Here is an 18,155-nt window from a genome sequence, read left to right on the forward strand (position 1 = left end):
GCGCTACCACTGGCGTTTATCCGGACGTGCCAGGCCGAGTTTTTCGATCCGGTAACGCAGCATGTCGCGGCTCAGGCCCAATAGCCGAGCGGACTTGGTAACGTTCCAGTCGGTCTTGTCGAGCATCTTGCGCACCATGTCGCGCTCGACTTCCGGCAGGTTCATCGACTCCGTGCCGCTGTAGACCGGACGCGGTTCATGGTGTTGCGGCTCATGCTGATACATCGGCGGGTCGTCCACCAGGCTCAGGCAGACGTTCAACTGGTGCGCGGCGATGGTATCGCTCTGAGCCAGCAGCACGGTTTGCTCGAGCATGTTGCGCAGCTCGCGCACGTTGCCCGGCCAGCTGTAGCTGAGCAGCAGCTCTTCAGCCTGATCGCTGAAATGCAGGTTCGGCTTGCCATAGCGTTTGCCGTGGATCGACAGGAAATGCCGGGCCAGCAGCAGGATGTCTTCGCCACGGGCATACAGGCGCGGCACCTTGATGGAAATGATCCGCAGGCGGAAGAACAGGTCACGGCGAAACTTGCCTTGCTGGACCATTTGTTCGAGGTTGCAGTTGGTGGCGCTGATCACCCGCAGATCGACCTTGCGCTCCTTCACCGCGCCGACCCGGCGAATGGTCCGGTCTTCCAGCAGCTTGAGCAGTTTGGCTTGCAGCAACAGGTCCATTTCACCGACTTCATCGAGAAACAGCGTGCCGCCATCGGCCGCTTCCACCAGGCCGGTCCGTCGGTCCTTGGCGTCGGTAAAGGCGCCTTTCTCGTGGCCGAACAGTTCCGACTCCACAAGGTTGGACGGGATCGATGCACAGTTGAATTCAATGAACGGGCCTTTGCTGCGCGGGCCGTCGAAGTGCAGTGCCCGCGCCACCAGTTCCTTACCGGTGCCGGTCTCGCCTTCCACCAGCACCGGCGGCAGGTCGGCGTTGGCCATGCGGCGCTCGGCGTCGAGCAATTGGGCGATGGTGTTCTTCAGGTAGTTCATCGGCGCCGATTCGCCGATCAAGGCCTGCACGCCGGACTTCTGCGCCTCGCGTTCCTGATAGAACGACAGCGTGCGCTCCATGCGGTCCGTGGCCAACGCTTTGTCCAGCAGCAGCTTGAGCTCGGGAAGGGCCACCGGTTTGGTGACGTAATGAAAAGCGCCCTCCTTCATCGCCACCACGGCATCTTCGACATTGCCGTAGCCGGTCATCATGATCACTTTCAGATCCGGCGCGCTGATGCGCAGCTTCTGGATCAGGTCGTGACCACTCATGCCAGGCAACGAGTTGTCGGTCAGCACCACGTCCGGGGCGAACGTACTCAATTGCTCCAGTGCATCTTCAGCAGAGTGGCAGACCGTCACCTCGAAGTCTTTGCGCTCCAGGTAGGTCTGAATATTCTCGGCGAGGATTTCGTCATCCTCGACCAGCAATATGCTGTGCTCCATATTCCCCTCCCGTTGCCACTTTAAAATTGAGACAGACGCGGGTTCCCTCCTGCTCCTGGCTGGTCAGGTCGACCGAGCCTTCGAAACGCTCCATTATTCGTTTGACCAGGGCCAGGCCTACGCCCAGCCCGCCTTGTTTGGTGGTGAAGAACGGCTTGAAGACCATCTGTTGCTGCTGCGTGCTCATGCCTTTGCCGGTGTCACTGAGGGTCATGCGCACATGGCCCGGCTGCGCCTGTTCGATCTCGACGGTCAAGTGGCCGCCCTTGGGCATGGCTTCGAGGGCGTTGGCAAACAGGCTATTGAGAATTTGCGTGAGCAGCACCTGTTGGCTGACGACCGGTGGGCAGGTTTGAGGTGTGAAGTGCACCTCCACGTTCGAACGTTTGATCAGCGCATCGAAGGCACTCAGGGTGTCATCGATGGCCAGCACCAGGTCGACCGTTTCGTAGTCGTCATTCATGGGCCGCAACGACACCAGCAATTCCCGAACCCAGCGTGACATGCGATCAACCTGGTTGATGATGTCGCCGATGTTCTTCTGCGCACTCTGGCTGGCGATTTCCTGGGCCAGTTCGGCGCTGGAGCGAATGTTCGCCAGCGGATTGCGCAAACTGTGCGCCACCGCCGAGGACATTTCCCCCAGTGCAACAAACGTCTCATTGGTAATCAGTTGCTGTTGCTGGCTCTGCAGCAACGTTGCAGCCCGGCGCACAATCCAGAACAACCCGAGGTAAATGACCAGGCCGCCAAGTACTGTCGCGATCCAGATTGCCTTGAAACCACGCTGGATGCGCTCCACAAGGTCCACCGGTTCCTTATAGATCTCGACCATGGCGATTACTTTGCTTTTGTCGGCGTTGAACATCGGGATGTAGTTCTCGACGAACAGATATTTGGGCTCGCGCAACAGCATCTGTTCGGGACGCTCCTCGTCGATCTGGTGATAGCTGGTAGAGACGGTTTCCTTCATTTCAAAGGACTCGTCCAATTCTTCATCACCTTCGACGCGCATGCCGATCATTTGTGGATTGGTCGACCAGACCACCGTGCGATCCAGGGCGTACACCACCGCCAGCAGCGTGTCCGGCAAGTGTTCGACATGATCGAGAAACTCTATGCGGGCCGCAGCACGGGCGCCTGGATTGACGTCGGAATAGGCGTTGTCATCGCGCGGATCGAGCATCTCGCCCATGGTTCTTGTGAGGGGGATGCCCGCATGGCGAATTTCCGCATCACCGATGGCCTGAATGAATTGCGCGGTCAGCATGGAGTCACGTTCGATGCTCTCATCGACGACAAAACGCGTGGACACATAGCCCAACCCCAGCGCCACGGCGGCGATGATCAGAAAGCTGCCCAGGGAAAACCAGCGCAGCAGATTGAACTGTCCCAACCGGTTTTGGCCCTTTGCTGCCGGCGTGACCGGCGCAGGTTCTTTTTGTTGTTCTATTGTCGCCATAGGGTTGTCCTGGATGCTCGTATCTAGCCTGTTCAGCCATGTCACGGATCAGTGTAGGTCGCATTGAACGTGCCTGATGACCCAATGATAGTATTTCGCCGCTATTGCGCCTGTGCCGCTTGCAAAGGCTGCTGGCGCTCGGTTTCTTCCTGCAAAAAATCCACAATCGACTGCGCGGATTTCTCATCCAGGCGCAGGTTGGGCATCGGTATTTTGTCGAAACGTTCAAACAGCTCCACGGCAATCGGGTCTTTCTCCTTGAGCATGCTGTCCGGCTCGCGAATCCAGCGGTTGAGCCAGGCCGGGTCGCGTTGGCGGGTCACGCCGATCAGGTCCGGGCCGATGCTGCGCATGCCGAGGCCCTGCCCGTCCATTGGGCCCAGGCTGTGGCAGGACGCGCAGCGGGTGCGGAACAATTCTTCGCCATTGCTTGGTGGGCGGATTTGCGGAGCGTCGGCGTAGCTTTCTTCCGCGCTGGCCTTTTTCCAGTTCTGCAAGGTGTTGGCCAACTGATCGGCCAGAATCCATGGATTTTCGAACGGTGAGGCTTTCATCCAGCGACCGGTACTCTGGTTGCCGACGATCAGGCTCAGGTTGTGGTCCTTGCTACGTCCGTTGTCGACGCCTTCAATGAACAGCCCGAGTTTCTTGCGCAGCTCAGTGACGTCGGCAAATTCCCCGGTGAGGAATTTCCAGCCCGGACCGATCTTGAACCGTTGCGCATAGGCCTTGAGCACTTCGGGTGTATCGCTCAAGGGGTCAATGCTGATGGAGTAGAAAAAGATGTCCTTGCCGACCCGGTCGCCGAGCAGCTTTTGCACCTGGCGCAGGCGCGCGGTCTCCAGTGGGCAAGAGTCGCTGCACGAGGTGAAGATGAAGTTGATCACCACCACCTTGTCCTTGATCAGGTCATCGAAAAAATGCACCTGCTGACCGTCCTGGTCAGTCAGCAGAGTGTTGGGGAAATAGTCGCCGCCCCAGGGTGTCGCCGATTCCGTCGGCGACAGCACACCCTCATGGGCCAGCAATACCTGACTGGCCAGCAGACAAGTGACCAGTACCAGAATCAGGTGCATGCCCAGGGCGCGGGAGCGCGGCGTGTGCACGTGCAGGTCGGCTCCCTCGCGGCGTTTCATGGTTTGACCACCACTTTAGGGCCGAAGCCGTCGCCAGTGCGGAAGGTTGGCAGCGCGGCGGAGTTGACGTAGCGCACACCATCCCAGCTTGGCAGCGGTGTGGGCATCAATTGGAATTGCCCGGGTTTCTCAATGTCCCAACGCAGCAACATCGAGTTGTCTTCGTGCTGGGTGTTGTGACAGTGCTCCATGTAGGTCCCGGCGAATTCGCGGAAGTTGATCGCCATCTCGACGTTATCCAGGCCATCTTTTTCCGAGCCGATGCGGTACACGTCCTTACGTGCCCATTTTTCCCATTCCGGTGGCGCCTTGCCGCCGCGACTGAGGATGATCCCTTCCTCGAAGTGCACATGCACCGGGTGACTCCAGCCCGTGCCGCCGGCCTTGATGTTCCAGACCTCCAGGGTGCCGAAACCCGCAGCACCGGCATCGGTCGGACCGTTGGCCAAGTGGGTCGCCGTGTTCAAGCGCCGTGGGTCCATGTGGAAGCCGAAGCCGCCGTCGGTCTTGACCGTCCACGGTGCTTCATCGGTGCCGTCGGAACGGCCGAAGGTAAAGGTGCGGTGAAGTGCCTGGGCCAGCAGTGCCTTGTCAGTAGCGTTGTCGCGATGGATCTTCAGCGGGATCATCACCAGGCCTTCAGCTTTGCCCGGTTTGGCCGGTTCGTAGGCTGCAGGGTTCATCGCCAGGTCTTGACCGGTGTAGGCCTTGACGTTGAGTTGCAACACTTTGCCCACCGCAGGGTCGCCCTTGTCCCACATCGGCCCTTTGCTGGTTTGCTTGATCACCGCTTTGTAATTTTCAGAGAGCACGTCGGCCAGCGACACCGGTTCTTTCGGGCCTTTGCCATCGTCGTGGACCAGCAGGTTGACGAAGAAAATCTTGTCCCCCGGCTTGATGCCGTTTTTCGCGAAGTTGACGATGATGTCGAAGCGTTCGGCAATGCCCTGGGTGGGCAGGATTGCGTTGTGGTTCTGTTTATCGCCGTCGGCGTCGAGGTCCATGGAGCCGTCGAAAGGCACGCTGTGTTCCATGATGTTGCCGTCGTTGGCAATCATGTGGAACGGCACGCGGGCATAGGACACACCCGAGCCTTTAGGCCCTTGGAACTCGCCACTGGTGCCCTTGATTTCCCGCACCAGCGCAAACTTGTAGTAACGCGATACCGAGCCGTTGAGCATGCGAAACCGATAGCTGCGGGCGCGGACATCGAGGCTCGGTTTCCACTGCCAGTTGACCAGCACCTGGTCACCGAGGAAGCCATCGGTGTTGAAGGGGTTGAACCACAGCTGACCGTTCTGATCCCAGGCCTTGTCGGCGAACACCAGGTTGACGTCATAGTCACGGTTACCCCACGGCAAGGCACTGCCGCTGGGGAAACGCAGGTTGACGCCATCGTTCACCGATTCGTTGCCACGGTCCAGGGCACTGTAGTAGTTCATCATCGCCGCGTTGCCCTTGTAGACGTTCTGCGCGGTGAAATCGAGCATGTGGTCGTGGAACCAGTGGGAGCTCATGGTTTCGCGCCAGTCGCCACGGATCTTGATCGTGCCGTTCTCGCACGTCTTGCGGCTCGGGCTCATATCGTTGGTCCACAGGGTCTCACCTGGCGAGCAAGGGAATGCCGCGCGTGGATCATGAGCGTCGGTGTTGATGGTGTCGTAACCGGCCAACTGGATCGGCCAGCGATAGTCGTAATACTGCCCGGGGAAGAAAAACGCGTTGGCATAACCGTCGCTTTCGGCCGGAGCATGACCGTTGTGTTCGTGGGTACTGATGGTGTGCAAGCCAAAGCCCATGTTGGCGGCGGGGTCGATCGGCAAGCCGTTGTAGTGACGCATCAGTACCGGTTGGCCATAACGCACCATCAGCAATTTAGGCGGCAGCGTGCCGTCGAAGGTCCAGACCGAATTGTGATTCTGCACCGGCATGCTCGGGTGGAAACGCGCGTCGACCCCTTTGGCTGTGCCATCGGTAGCCGGCACCCCGGCGACGTTGTGATACAGGCCACCGGGGCCGAACTCGCCCACGGCGTAGTGGTGCATTTGCAGGCTGTCACGCCAACCGCTGTTGAGCCTCGCCCCGGTTTGCACGGTTTTGTAGGCCATTTGCGGGTAGAACTCGTTCCAGCGTTGATGCGACCAGCCTTTTCCTGGTGGACGACCTTCAGCCGACGAGCCGATATGGCGGTTGAGGAACACTTCAATCTGCGCCTGCCACGGGTTGCGATCCACCACGTTGGAATACTGGCTGGGGAACGGTGTCAGCCCCGGTTGACGCATGAAGGCATCGAGTGCCGCGCTCGGTGGTGCACTGCGGGCGGCATTGGTCGGGTCCTGTTGTGGCAACGGGCCTACCGCTGCCGGCGGAAAACCCAGCGGCGCCGCCGGTGTGGTGGGGTCGAGTTTTTCCGGGCCGAACTCTTCGAACAGCACCAACTGCTGAGTGAATGGCTGGGCGCCAAACAACGGGCTCGGCTTGCCATTGGTGGGGTAGTTGAAACTGGTCTGCACCGCCGGCGGCAGGACATTTTCCTGCCGCGTGGTCATGCGGGTGCCTTTGACACCATCGGGCAGGTCGAAGGAATCTTCGTTGGCCTCCGGCATGGTCAAAATGGCATTCAACGCCGTGGCTTCGTCAGCCGGTTCGTCGTAGTAGGCCGAAGGGTCGGACGGTTCTGGCTGTCGCTCGTCATCAATCGGGCTGGCACGCAGATTCGCTGTGCCCAGCGTCATCGTCAGAAGGACGCCCAGAGGCGTCAACAGGCCAAACCACTTGAAGGGATAACGCGCTTTTGTGTCCATCACCAGCCGCCTCGAAGTCATGAAGGGGGTGATGGGGGTTTTGCAAGGAGCTCGCCAGATTTGTAACTAATTTATACGAAAGTATTAACACCCGAAAAAACAATGGCTTATCAACATCAATGTGCCATACGCCGAAAAAACGACTGGGTCCTGACACCCGCTAACGGGGAAAGTTCACACCCAGTTTCAGGGGAATCGTTTAAACGACAAACGGACGGTCGTGCCCTCGCCTTCACGGCTGTCCAGGGTCACCGCGCCACCGAAACGATCCATGATGCGCTTCACCAGCACCAGCCCGACGCCCAAGCCACCTTGCTTGGTGGTAAAAAACGGCCGGAACGCCATGCTGCGCTGCTCCTCGTTCATCCCTTTGCCGTTGTCGCTGACGCTCACACAAATACCTTTGGTATCGGTCGGTTCCAGCAAGATCGTCAGCGTGCCGCCCTTATCCATGCTTTCCAGTGCATTGGCCAGCAAGCTGTTGAGGATCTGCGTCAGCTGCACCTGCTGGCTCAACACCATCGGTGTTTCCTTCGGCTCGAACACTACGTGAACATTGGCCTTGGCGATCTGATGCTCGAAGGCGAGCAGGCTGTCATGCAAGCAGGCAACCAGGTTCACCGGCTCCGCTTCGTCATTGAGCGGTCGCAAAGACTGCAGTAATTCCCGGACCCATTTCGACATGCGGTCCACCTGACCGATGATGTCGTTGATGTTCTTGTGGGCCGGGCCACTGTCGAATTCAAGGGCCAACTCGGCGCTGGAACGAATGGTCGCCAACGGGTTGCGCAAACTATGGGCAACCGCCGAAGACATTTCCCCGAGGGCGACAAAGGTTTCGTTGGTGATCAGTTGTTTTTGTTGCGTGGCCAACAGATTCGCCGCCCGCCGCACGATCCAGTACAAGCCCAGGTAGATCAGCCCGCCACCCAGGGCCGTGGCCAGCCAGATCAGGGCCAGGCCGCGCTCCATACGCTCGATCAGGTCCTTGGGTTCCTTGTAGATCTCGACCATTGCGGTGACGTTGTTGCGGTCGGCGTCGAACAGCGGGATGTAATTCTCGATGAAGATGTAGTCCGGCGGCGTGACGAACTTCTGCTCCATGCGCGCCTTGTCTACGTTGTGATAGCTGGCGGACACCGGGGTCTTGGAGCCGAATGCCTGATCGAGGTCCTCGTCGGCATGGATCGTGGTGCCCATCAATTCAGGGTTGGTGGACCAGATCACCATGCGGTCCGGGGCGTAGATGTTGGCCAGGATCACATCGGGCAAATGCTGGATGTGATCGAGGAATTCACCCCGGGCACTGGCTCGGGCCTGCGGGTCGACATCGGGGAAATCCTTGTCTTTGCGCGGGTCGAGCAACTCGCCCATGGTCCGCACGTGAGGAATGGACACATGGCGCACCTCGGCCGAGGCAATCGCTTCAATGAACTGTGAGGTCAGCAACGCATCACGCTGCACGCTCTCGGTAATCACAAAGCGCGTGGACACTGCGCCCAACGCCACAGCCACCGTGCCGATCACCGCCATGCTGATCAGCGAAAACCAGCGCAGCAGGTTGAACGGCTGTTTGCGCGAACTCAGGCGAATGTCGCCTTCTTCTTTGAGCAGGGCTGTGGCTTGAATAGTCATCGATGTGGTTTCCGGGTGCTCCCTATAGGTTTATAGCCCACTGCCCGATGTTTGCCCGGCTTCGGGTTTTGTCCCCCCCACTTCCCCCGTTTGCCCCACTGCCCCCATAGCCCCCCAAAACTGGGGACAGTCGCCCGCTTCAACGCCCGGCACGATTTTGCTGCGCCAGTGCCACAGGCTTTCACTGCGGGCCTGAGGCGGTGGTTTTCAAAGATTGGTATGGAAGTTGCCGAAGCCCTCTCAACTGACCCACCCCCAAGGGGCAGGTCTTCTGATAGAGGGAATACTCATGCACCCTTTACTGTCCAAAACCACGATCGCCCTGATCGTGTCCGCTCTGGCCCAAGGCGCTGCGCAGGCGGCGCTGTTTGCAGTCGACACCGGACCTTACCTGCCCGCCAACGGCAATTTCGCCGCCTGGTATCAAGACACGCACGGTCGCACCCTTGATCTGTGCCTGTCCAAGGCCGTCAGTTCCAGGGTGGCCAGCGCACCCGGCGCCCCGACTTACATGTGCTCGTTGATCCCCACACCGGGTGTTTTCGACGACACCCAACCAATGGTCTTCCCGACCAACTTTCCCGACGAAGCGTTCTGGGCAACCGGCGAAACCACCATCGTCGATGCAACCCGTGGCATCGACCTGACCTATGTCTCTGCGGTTGAAGCAGCCTTCAGCGGCGGCGACCCAGTGGAAGGCGACCAGATCAGCTTTGCGCGCATCCGCATCCGTATCGATGTGCCCACGGCCGGGACCTACGTCGTGACGCACCCCTATGGCGTCGAAGTGTTCACCGTCGATACCCCCGGGCGGCGGGCGATCAACATGACCCGGGACATCGGCATCGGCGCAGCGAAAACCTACGACGGCGCGCTCAAGGGCGATGTCGGACCGTTCCTGCGCAGCGTCAACGGCCCCTACACCGAGACCAACCCGGTCACCGGTGCCGCCGAACAGTTCGTTGGCGATCCGAACCTCCCGGAAGCCGTCACCGGCAGTCCGTTCAACACCAACTTCGTGCGCATCGAAGGCCCCAATGGCCTGGACTTGCGCACCAACCTCTTTGCCGTCTCCGGGAAGCTGTCGACGGTGGTCCGGCCAACCCCGGTCATCGCCCAGCGCAGCACCTACTCACGGCATGCCGGTACCAGCGCACCGGTGGCTCAGCAAGACGTCTTCGTCATGGCTCCGCCCGCACCGGCGACGGTGACCCTGGACAGCAACAACCCGGTGTTGAACTTCACCGAAGCCGACAGTACCGGCCATTGGTACGCGCAGTCGTCGACCAATCCATCGTTGCCGAACACCCTGCAAGTGACCGCCGACAACCACCTGGCCATCGCCAGCAGCACGCCGACGACCCTGCCCATGCCCCTGAGTGACCTGGTGGTGATTTCCCGTGCCGAGTACAGCCTGAGCAACGGCCAGATCACCATCGTCGCCTCGACCAGTGATGAAACCTCGCCACCGGTGCTCACCGCCACCTCGGGTACCGGGGCCGCCATCGGCGCGCTCAGTGGTGATGGTGCCGTGAAAAGCCTGGCCACCGGCATCTCGCCGATTCCGCCAGCCCAGGTTCGGGTGACGTCATCCAATGGCGGCAGCGACACCGAAGAAGTGGTCATCGTGCAATGAACGCTCACATGCCCAGATCCTCATCAGGAGGCATCATGAACAATTGGCCACGCCTGGCGCTCAACGCCCTGGGACTGACTCTATCGCTGTCCGGCAGTGCTTTCGCGCAACTCGCTGCCGTCGACCCCGGCCCCTATACCTTTGCCACCGGGAAATTCCCGATCTGGTACCAGGACAACAATCTGCTGTCGATGGAGCTGTGCCAGTCCAAAGCCGTCAGCTCGCGGGTAGGCGCCTCTGTACCGCCAGCCTACATGTGCACCCTGCTGCCGGCACCGGGCATTTTCGACGACACCCAGCCGATGGTGTTCCCGGATAACTGGCCAGACGAATCCTTCTGGTTCCTCGCCGAGACCACCATCCCCAACAACGCCGCAGGCTACGGGATGGACGCCTACGTCGCCGGGATAGAAGCGGCATTTGCCGGCGGGAACCCGCTCGACGGTGATCAGATCAGCTTCGCGCGGATCCGTATGAGGATCAACATTCCCGTCGCCGGCACCTACACCATCACCCACCCTTACGGCGTGGAAACGGTCAACGTCACCACCCCCGGCCGTCGTGCGATCAACATCACCAGAGACGTCGGCGTCGGTGCGCCAGGGGTCTTCAGCGGTGCGGTCAACGGTGCCATCGGGCCATTCCTGCGCAGCGTGAACGGCCCATACACGGAAGTGAACCCGGAAACCGGCGCCGTCGAAACCTTCGTCGGCGATCCGAACCTCACCGAAGCCGTGACCGGCAGCCCCAACAACACCAACTTCGTGCGCATCCAGGGGCCCGCCGGGACTATCGAGACTAGCCTCTTCACCCTGTCCGGCAAAGTGCTCGACAGCCGCGCGCAAACACCGGTGGAAATCAGCCGCGCCACGTACCGGCGCACCGGCGGAACAGGAGGCAACAGCACCCGCGTCGAAGTCTTTGGCAAAGCCGACAACGGCTCGGCCCTGTGCTTCCGCGAAAGCATCGCCCTGGTCCCCGGCCCGCCTGTTTCGCCTTGTCAGACCACCATGGTCGGCGATAACAACGGCCAGTTCTTCGGCCAGCACCTCCTGGCCAACGGCGCCGTGCCTCCGGTCGTCGTGATCACCGCCACCAACCCGACCGGTTCGACCCGTCCGACCTCCGTGTCGAGCAAACTCAGCGATGTGGTGAAAATCCAGACCGCCCGCTACAACTGGAGCAATCACAGCCTGCTGATCGAAGCCACTTCCACCGACGAAGTGGGCATACCGGACATGGTCGCTCAGGGTTATGGGCGGCTGTCGAAGAACGGCACGCTGCAACGCCTGACCGTTCCGGATCTGCTGCAGCCACCGGCCACCGTGACGATCAAGTCGGCCGCGGGCGGCAGTGACACCGAGCCGGTTGTTGTAGTCGGTACCGCACCGGATACCGGTCAGAACCAGGCGCCGATCGGCGTTGCCGATGTGGGCAGCACCACCTTTGGCGTGCCGGTCACCCTCAACGTGCTGGCCAACGACAGCGACCCGGACGGCAACACACCACTGAGCGTCACGGCACTGGCACAACCGGCCGCTGGCCAGGGCACCGTGGCATTGGCCGTCAACAATGTGGTCTATACCCCGCCCGCCATCGTCAATGCACCGTTGACCACGACCTTCACCTACAAGGTTCAAGACGCCAAGGGCCTGGCCTCGACCGATCCGGTGACCGTGACCGTCACTGTGGCGCCTAACCAGTCGCCGGTGGCTGTCAACGACAGCGTCTCGACCCAGGCTGCAGCCGTCACGATCAACGTGTTGGCCAACGACACTGACCCTGAAGGCAACCTGCCGCTGGCCGTCGCCAGCCTCACCCAACCGGCAGCAGGACGCGGCACTGTTGCCATCAACGGCACGGCGATCACCTATACGCCTCCGGCTACGGTGTTGCTGCCTTTCACCACGACCTTCACCTACGTCGCCCGGGACAGCTTCGGCGCCCTGTCGGCACCGGCCACGGTCACCGTGCAGGTGTCGCCACCGCTGGTCCTTGAAGTCTTCAACGTGACGGCTGCCACGGTCACCGCCCGTGCCGGCAACCGCTTCACCTGGAACTTCGCCGGTACCTCGTCGACGATCGTCGGCAACACGGTCACCGTCCAGGTCACCACACCGGCCGGGCTGGTCACCCTGGGCACCGCCACCGTGGCGATTACCGGACGCTGGACCCTGACGGTCACCAACACCACGGTCGCCCCATCGCTCAACCCGACGGCCACCATCCGTTCAACCCCGGGCTCGGTGCGCAACGTCTCCGTCACCGTGCAGTAAACGCTCGCCCCACCGACCGCAATGGCCGGTGGGGCAAGCCCTCAACCAAGGACTCAGCCATGAAAACGTCGACCGCCGCCCTGCTCTGCCTGCTTCTGCTTTGCAGCAGCGCGGGTGTGCGCGCCGATGACTTGATGGACAACAACGACCTCGGTCCCGGTGGCGACCTGGGCGAGTTACCCCCACCGGTTGGCCAGCACGCGCTGATCGACCAGAACGGCCAGGCCAACATCGCACTGGTGCAACAGAACGGCCAGTCGTTGCTCGGCAATATCGTCCAGTCGGGCAGCAATCAGGAGGCTTACATCCTGCAACAAGGCAACGACCTGATGGCCATGATCAACCAGCAAGGTTCCGGCAACGATGCCTCGATCACACAAACCGGCAGCCACAACCGTGCGCAGATTTCCCAGAACGGCAATAACAACGACGCCAGCATCGTCCAGGCCGGCACGGGGCTCTCCAGCGCCGTGACCCAGTCCGGGAACGGCATGAGCGTCTCCGTCAAACAATATCGCTAAAGCACTGCACCACTTGGAGGTTCCATCATGTTCAAATTAATGCCCCTCACCGCCGCCATACTGGTCATCCTCAGTGCCCAGGCGATGGCCGACGACAGCACGTCCATCCAGAACCAGAACGGCGATGCCAACATCGCCAACGTGAAACAGACCACGGCCAGTTTCAGCACGTCCACCCAGCAACAGGCTGGATCGGGCAACGATGCGGCGACGTTGCAGGACAATGCCAGCAGTACCATCGAACAGACCCAGGTCGGTGACTACAACGCCGGTTATGGTGAGCAACTGTACGAAAACGGCAGCACCATCACCCAGCAGCAGGTCGGCACGTTCAACACCAGCCATGCCAGTCAGTCGATTGGCGTGGGCGCCAGCCAGGCACTGCAACAACAACTGGGCAACGGCAACTTCTCGTTTATCTATCAGGACAGTCAGGACGGCTCCACCGGCACGACCTTCCAGCAAGGCGACAACAACGAGGCCAACATCGAACAGATGCAGTTGGGCGTGGAAAACACTGCGTCCATCATCCAGCTCGGCAACACCAACTACGGCACCGCCGAGCAGGTGTTTCACGTGGGTGGCCAAATCAACATCAACCAGTCGGGCAACGATAACTATGCCTATGGCGATCAACGCAACGGACTGGGCGGCACGATAAGCATCAACCAGCTCGGCGATGGCAACGGCAGCGAAGTCTGGCAAGACAGCCAGACTGCCAGCCAGACCACCATCAATCAGATGGGGCAGACCAACGAAACCGTGGTCGACCAGAGCTTCGGCCAAAACAACGTGGCGACGGTGCTGCAAGTCGGCGACCTCAACGCGATCTATGCCGACCAGTTCGAATCCCTCGGCTCGACCGTCGCGCTGTATCAAGCGGGCACCGGCAACGTGCATTTCACCTACCAAAGCGGCAATAGCCATGTGCTCAACGCCAATTCGGTGGGGACTGGCAACAAGGTCTACGCCAGCAACTGGAAAGGCCCGCAAACGGGTGGCCAGTTCGGCAGCAACCAGCGTGCGACCGTCAATCAGGTGGGCACCAACAACGTCGCCAACTTCACCCAGAACGGCGCCGGCCACATCATGACCACCAACCAGTCCGGCACCGGCAACTCAACCAAGGTCAGCCAGGCTGATTCCTACAACGAGCTGTATTTCGACCAGAACGGCAGCGACAACATCCTCATCGCAGACCAGCGCGGCACCACCAACCTGGCCCAGGGCAGCAGTAACGGTACTGGCAACAGCACCGAGTTCGACCAGTCGGGCAGCGGCAACCAGGCCTACACCACACAGCTGTATGGCAGCGACAACATGATCACCGTCAAACAGGCGGACACCATGAACGTCGCCTATGTGACCCAGGGCGGCACCGGCAACATTGCCAGTGTTGATCAAAGCGGCGTAAGCCAGACGGCGACCGTGCAGCAGTTTGGTAGCGCCAACCAGGCAACCGTGTTGCAGCAATAATCGCAAGGCGAAAAAAACCGCGGCCTTTGGTGAGGGTCGCGGTTTTTTTGCGTGTGATTGCTCCCACGCTCTGCTTGGGAACGATCATTAAATAAGTGTGGGAGCGAGCTTGCTCGCGATGACGGAGTGTCAGTCGACTTCAATGTTGAATGTTAAACAGCCTTCGCGACGCTGCAAATTCAGCGACCGGGTTTGGTCGCCCAGGTTTGGAATGGCGCACTTTTCATGCTTGTTTCATGGCGAGCCGTGCGTGGGAGGGCTTAGGCCCTGCCGGGTTCCATTCCCTGGTCGACCAACCTGCGTACAGGTTGCCACCCCACTGCTTGGTCGCAGTCGTGGCGAACTCCCTATTTCGAATGGAGCTTCACCATGATCAAAGAAACACCAAATCTCCCCGAAACCGACGACGTTTCCCTCTACGAATCCGTCGATTCCAAAAAATTCCACGACGCCGCCGAACGCGCACTGAATCACTACCTCAATCCCTCGGTCCTGAAATCACCGTTCACCCGCAAACCCAGCACCATGTTCCTCCTCGCACCGGACCTCAAAGACGAAGACCTGCTGGCCCACACCTGTGAATCCCTGGCCCAGGCCAGCGTGATGGCCGGCGATTTTGCCGCCTAACTGGCCGCGAACCGAATGATGGACAACCTCGAACTACCAAAACCCGCACTACAGCGCTAAATTCCCGGCAGAAACCAATCCAATTGTAGGATTGAGTACATCTGATAGGGATTGGTCGGCTGTCAGGCTGCCATCGCGAGCAGGCTCACTCCTACAATGAATCGGCGTACAGCCCTGGCTTCTCACCACTCATCAGGCCGAGCGTTAGCTCGCCTGCAGCTCTTGATCTTGATCCACCCGCCCCCTCGGGAGGCTGAGTGGAGGTGTGCATCCGGGGAGTGGCGCGCAGCGCCGTTCGACGCAGTCGAACACGCTGCATGTAGGTCGAAGCGAAGCCGACCGGAGGGCAGTGTCCCCGGATGGATACCGGAACGAAGGAACGCCCTGAAGTTAACGGCGCAATGGGTTAGCAGCGGAAGTACCAAGGCGACAGGTACCTTGACACGTACCGCGTTTGACAAAAGGGACTCGCTGTAAGAGCGAAACCATTAGCGGCCGTTACCGCAGCAACGGATATGTACACCCAACAACAAAAACCAGGTCGGCCCGAAGGCCGCCTCGGTTTACTCACTCTCCGGATCAACCTTCGACTGAGTCAGGTACCGGTCAAGCGTGGCATCGGCATCCGGCGTGTTATCACCTGCTACCTGCCACAAATGCCGCTCAATCCCCTGCGCCAGCAAATGCCCGACCGCCGCCTCGATCGCCGACAACACACACAACTGCGCCGGCTCGTTCGTGGTGTAACCGACTTCAGCCTCGAGCAACTTCTTGAACTCGATAAACTTGAACACCCCGGCACTACGGCTCACCGAGTAGATCGTCTTACTGGTCATCACGTTAGCCAACACCTGCCCACTGCGAACATCCACCGCCCGCAAGTTCACCGTGACCTGGTCCACCCGGTACTCCCGGGAAATATCGATCCCCAGATAACGCGCCCCTTCCCCCCCACTGCGAACGTTGGTGTCATAAGCAATGATCCCGCCTTCGAGCATCATGTTCGCCGCTTGCAACGGAGGCAGTTCACCCTGGATATTCACCGGCGTATTGGGCTTTTTCTGCGAAGCGCGAATGATCTTGCGCTCGGTCAGCAAGTTCTGCAGCCCTTCCCGCTCCAGCACCACAAACCAGCCGCTGGCCTGCAACGCATCCATCAACATGCTCGCCGCGCCCTGGGTCACGCTGGTTGAAAACGAACTGGCCGGGGTCGGTTTGTATTGCCCGGTCTGGTCACGAAAACCATACACCACCGCCATCAACCGGCCCTTGGGTCGAGGCATGGCCAACAAGTCGTAATAGGTCGACGCCCGAGGTGTCAGGGTCGGGGTCTTGGTGTCCTGCTCGGCCGACATCGGCTCGCGCAAACCACACCCTTGTAAGGTTGCCAACATCAGCCCTAGCGCAATTATTTTTTTCATGTCCCTAACTCCCCATCGACCCAAAGCCCTTTAAGGAGCGAGGCCATTCACCTGGATTTCCGACACTTCACCGGTCGATCGGTCCGTCACCTCAATGGTCAGTGCACCGGAGTCGTCGACAACGTTGACGATAAAAGCGTCAGTAGAAAGACTCCCCGAATTACCGGAGGAAATGTTGTCCAGCACTTGCCCCAGCAACCGCGATTGCAACTGACTGGTGAATCGCTCCAGGGCTGTGGTCCCGGCCACGGCGGTACGGTTTTTCAGGTCCGGATCGTCATAGTCGTTCTGCGCCTGGGCGTTGTTGAGTAGCCAGGTGCCGTTCAACGGGTTGCCGCCGAACGAAGGGTTGATGGGCGTGTACACCAGCTCCGTGGCCTGGACCAGGCTGGCGCTGCCAAGCCCGAACAGTAAAAAACCGGTGCACTGCAAGAACGTTGTCGTTTTCATAATTCGTCCCTCTCCAGGTCCGTGGTGTCTTGCAACAAGGCCTCCAGCTTCTGCTGGGCTATCTGTGCGCGAACCATGTCGGCCGCCTGGTAGGCTTCCTCCTGAAGGTCCACGGTGTTCGGCGGCAAGAAACGCCGATAAACCAGTCGCTGCCGATATTCCACGGTCACCAGGCTGCCCCAGCGAGCCGAAGGTCGTTCACGTACCACCAGGTTGAAATCCATCGGGCTGGTGGCGCGCAGACGCTCACTAAACGAGTAGTAAAAGTCGTGGCCGATGTGCGAGATCGTGTCATCGACAATGAAGCCGAGCATTTCCTCTTCTTCGCCGGCGCTGGCGAAAGACGCTACACACGTGAGGATCAGTACAGCGAGCCAGTGTCTGTTCATGGCGACAGCCCCTGAGGCCGTGCAGACTGGCTTTTCGGCGGGCCGGACGTACCGTCGAGGAAGGCCTTCTCGGCCACGAACTGCCAGTCTTTGTAGCTGGCCATGCCGGCGAAATCCGACCATTGGCTGGGGAAATCATTCTGCTTGAGCGGCGTATCCGTCGAGGGGCTGTTGAGGCCGGTGATGCGCCCGTCGAAACCGCGCATCAGCGTCCACTCACCCCCGCCAATCGGGTCCGGGTACAGCTGGCGCAGATGATGTTTGGGCGAGGGAAAACGCTCGTCCTGCAGCAGGTCCGCCAGTTCTTTCGGGTACTGCGCCAGGCCTGGTGAACTGCGGTAGTAGCTGCGCAGGGCCTGGGCATATTGGGTGCCGACCCACAGCAACTGACGCTCCCGATCGCGGCGCGAGGCGGTTGCCCACAACTCGCCGGCACTGGCCAGGCCCATGCCCATCACCATGATCAGAAACAGCACGCCCAGGTAGGTGAACCCCGCCTCGTCAGCCGGCTTACCACTCGGAATAAAGGCTGCCATCGCGCGCCCTCCCTGTGGCTCCACTTTTGATATCGGCCACCCCGCCCGCCACGCCATCCGGCGGCGCGACCAGCACCCAGGTGTCTTTACGCTCGGCAATCGGGTCCATCGGCGCGTTGCGCAGGTAACGCTGTTCGATCAGTTGATCGAGGGAATCGGGGTAGCGTCCGGTGTCGCCGTAGTAGTGATCCAATGCTTCGCGCATGGCCGACAGGCTCTGGCGCAGTGTGGTTTCCTTCGACGTTTCGAGGCTGTTGAAATAGCGTGGCAAGGCGATGGTCATCAGCGTCGCGATGATTGCCATGACCACCATCAACTCCAATAAGGTAAAGCCCTTTTGCCGACGCATATG

Annotated in this window: 15 protein-coding genes; 5 read left to right on the forward strand and 10 right to left on the reverse strand. The window is 60.2% G+C overall.

The window, feature by feature from the left end:
- Positions 1 to 3 precede the first annotated feature (3 nt).
- The 5 genes from D882_RS0100225 to D882_RS0100245 form a co-directional block, all read right to left on the reverse strand.
- Positions 4 to 1,434 (reverse strand): sigma-54 dependent transcriptional regulator, encoded by a 1,431-nt coding sequence (locus tag D882_RS0100225; protein WP_027921373.1) that lies wholly within the window; start codon positions 1,432 to 1,434, stop codon positions 4 to 6.
- Positions 1,403 to 2,896, reverse strand: a complete 1,494-nt coding sequence (locus D882_RS0100230; RefSeq protein ID WP_027921374.1) for a HAMP domain-containing sensor histidine kinase — start codon at positions 2,894 to 2,896, stop codon at positions 1,403 to 1,405. The genes D882_RS0100225 and D882_RS0100230 overlap by 32 nt, the downstream gene beginning before the upstream one ends.
- A 101-nt stretch (positions 2,897 to 2,997) precedes the next feature.
- Positions 2,998 to 4,032 (reverse strand): SCO family protein, encoded by a 1,035-nt coding sequence (locus D882_RS0100235; RefSeq protein ID WP_032833367.1) that lies wholly within the window; start codon positions 4,030 to 4,032, stop codon positions 2,998 to 3,000.
- The gene (locus tag D882_RS0100240; RefSeq protein WP_027921376.1) at positions 4,029 to 6,836 is read right to left on the reverse strand and encodes a multicopper oxidase domain-containing protein; all 2,808 of its coding nucleotides are present in this window, start codon (positions 6,834 to 6,836) and stop codon (positions 4,029 to 4,031) included. The genes D882_RS0100235 and D882_RS0100240 overlap by 4 nt, the downstream gene beginning before the upstream one ends.
- A gap of 186 nt (positions 6,837 to 7,022) precedes the next feature.
- On the reverse strand, positions 7,023 to 8,471 hold the full coding sequence (locus D882_RS0100245) for an ATP-binding protein (RefSeq protein WP_027921377.1): 1,449 nt from the start codon (positions 8,469 to 8,471) through the stop codon (positions 7,023 to 7,025).
- A gap of 289 nt (positions 8,472 to 8,760) precedes the next feature.
- Between D882_RS0100245 and D882_RS0100250 the strand changes: the two genes are divergently transcribed.
- The 5 genes from D882_RS0100250 to D882_RS01000000130670 all read left to right on the forward strand — a co-directional run bounded on the left by D882_RS0100250 (position 8,761) and on the right by D882_RS01000000130670 (position 15,007).
- Entirely contained in the window at positions 8,761 to 10,107 is a 1,347-nt protein-coding gene (locus D882_RS0100250; protein WP_027921378.1) for a hypothetical protein, read from the forward strand.
- Positions 10,108 to 10,142: 35 nt separating this feature from the next.
- Positions 10,143 to 12,383 (forward strand): Ig-like domain-containing protein, encoded by a 2,241-nt coding sequence (locus D882_RS0100255; protein WP_027921379.1) that lies wholly within the window; start codon positions 10,143 to 10,145, stop codon positions 12,381 to 12,383.
- Positions 12,384 to 12,442: 59 nt separating this feature from the next.
- Entirely contained in the window at positions 12,443 to 12,904 is a 462-nt protein-coding gene (locus tag D882_RS0100260; protein WP_027921380.1) for a curlin, read from the forward strand.
- A 27-nt stretch (positions 12,905 to 12,931) separates the two neighbouring features.
- Positions 12,932 to 14,380 (forward strand): curlin, encoded by a 1,449-nt coding sequence (locus tag D882_RS0100265; RefSeq protein WP_027921381.1) that lies wholly within the window; start codon positions 12,932 to 12,934, stop codon positions 14,378 to 14,380.
- Between the two features lie 369 nt (positions 14,381 to 14,749).
- Positions 14,750 to 15,007 (forward strand): hypothetical protein, encoded by a 258-nt coding sequence (locus D882_RS01000000130670; RefSeq protein WP_050590119.1) that lies wholly within the window; start codon positions 14,750 to 14,752, stop codon positions 15,005 to 15,007.
- Positions 15,008 to 15,570: 563 nt separating this feature from the next.
- Here the strand turns inward: D882_RS01000000130670 and D882_RS0100275 are convergent.
- Genes D882_RS0100275 through D882_RS0100295 form a run of 5 tightly spaced genes read right to left on the reverse strand, consistent with a single transcriptional unit; the run spans position 15,571 to position 18,152 of the window.
- Complete coding sequence (locus D882_RS0100275) at positions 15,571 to 16,428, reverse strand: CsgG/HfaB family protein (protein WP_027921382.1); 858 nt, start codon at positions 16,426 to 16,428, stop codon at positions 15,571 to 15,573.
- 30 nt (positions 16,429 to 16,458) lie between these two features.
- Positions 16,459 to 16,878, reverse strand: a complete 420-nt coding sequence (locus D882_RS0100280; RefSeq protein WP_027921383.1) for a curli assembly protein CsgF — start codon at positions 16,876 to 16,878, stop codon at positions 16,459 to 16,461.
- Positions 16,875 to 17,267, reverse strand: a complete 393-nt coding sequence (gene csgE, locus D882_RS0100285) for a curli production assembly/transport protein CsgE (protein ID WP_027921384.1) — start codon at positions 17,265 to 17,267, stop codon at positions 16,875 to 16,877. Before csgE ends, D882_RS0100280 begins: the two co-directional genes overlap by 4 nt.
- Positions 17,264 to 17,803 carry a type II secretion system protein gene (locus D882_RS0100290; protein WP_027921385.1) on the reverse strand — a complete coding sequence of 180 codons (540 nt, stop codon included), beginning with the start codon at positions 17,801 to 17,803 and terminating at the stop codon, positions 17,264 to 17,266. Before D882_RS0100290 ends, csgE begins: the two co-directional genes overlap by 4 nt.
- Positions 17,778 to 18,152: a type II secretion system protein gene (locus tag D882_RS0100295; RefSeq protein WP_027921386.1), complete on the reverse strand. Its 375-nt coding sequence runs from the start codon at positions 18,150 to 18,152 to the stop codon at positions 17,778 to 17,780. The genes D882_RS0100290 and D882_RS0100295 overlap by 26 nt, the downstream gene beginning before the upstream one ends.
- Positions 18,153 to 18,155 lie beyond the last annotated feature (3 nt).

This window comes from Pseudomonas sp. URMO17WK12:I12, assembly GCF_000514395.1.
GTDB classification, from domain to species: domain Bacteria; phylum Pseudomonadota; class Gammaproteobacteria; order Pseudomonadales; family Pseudomonadaceae; genus Aquipseudomonas; species Aquipseudomonas mucoides.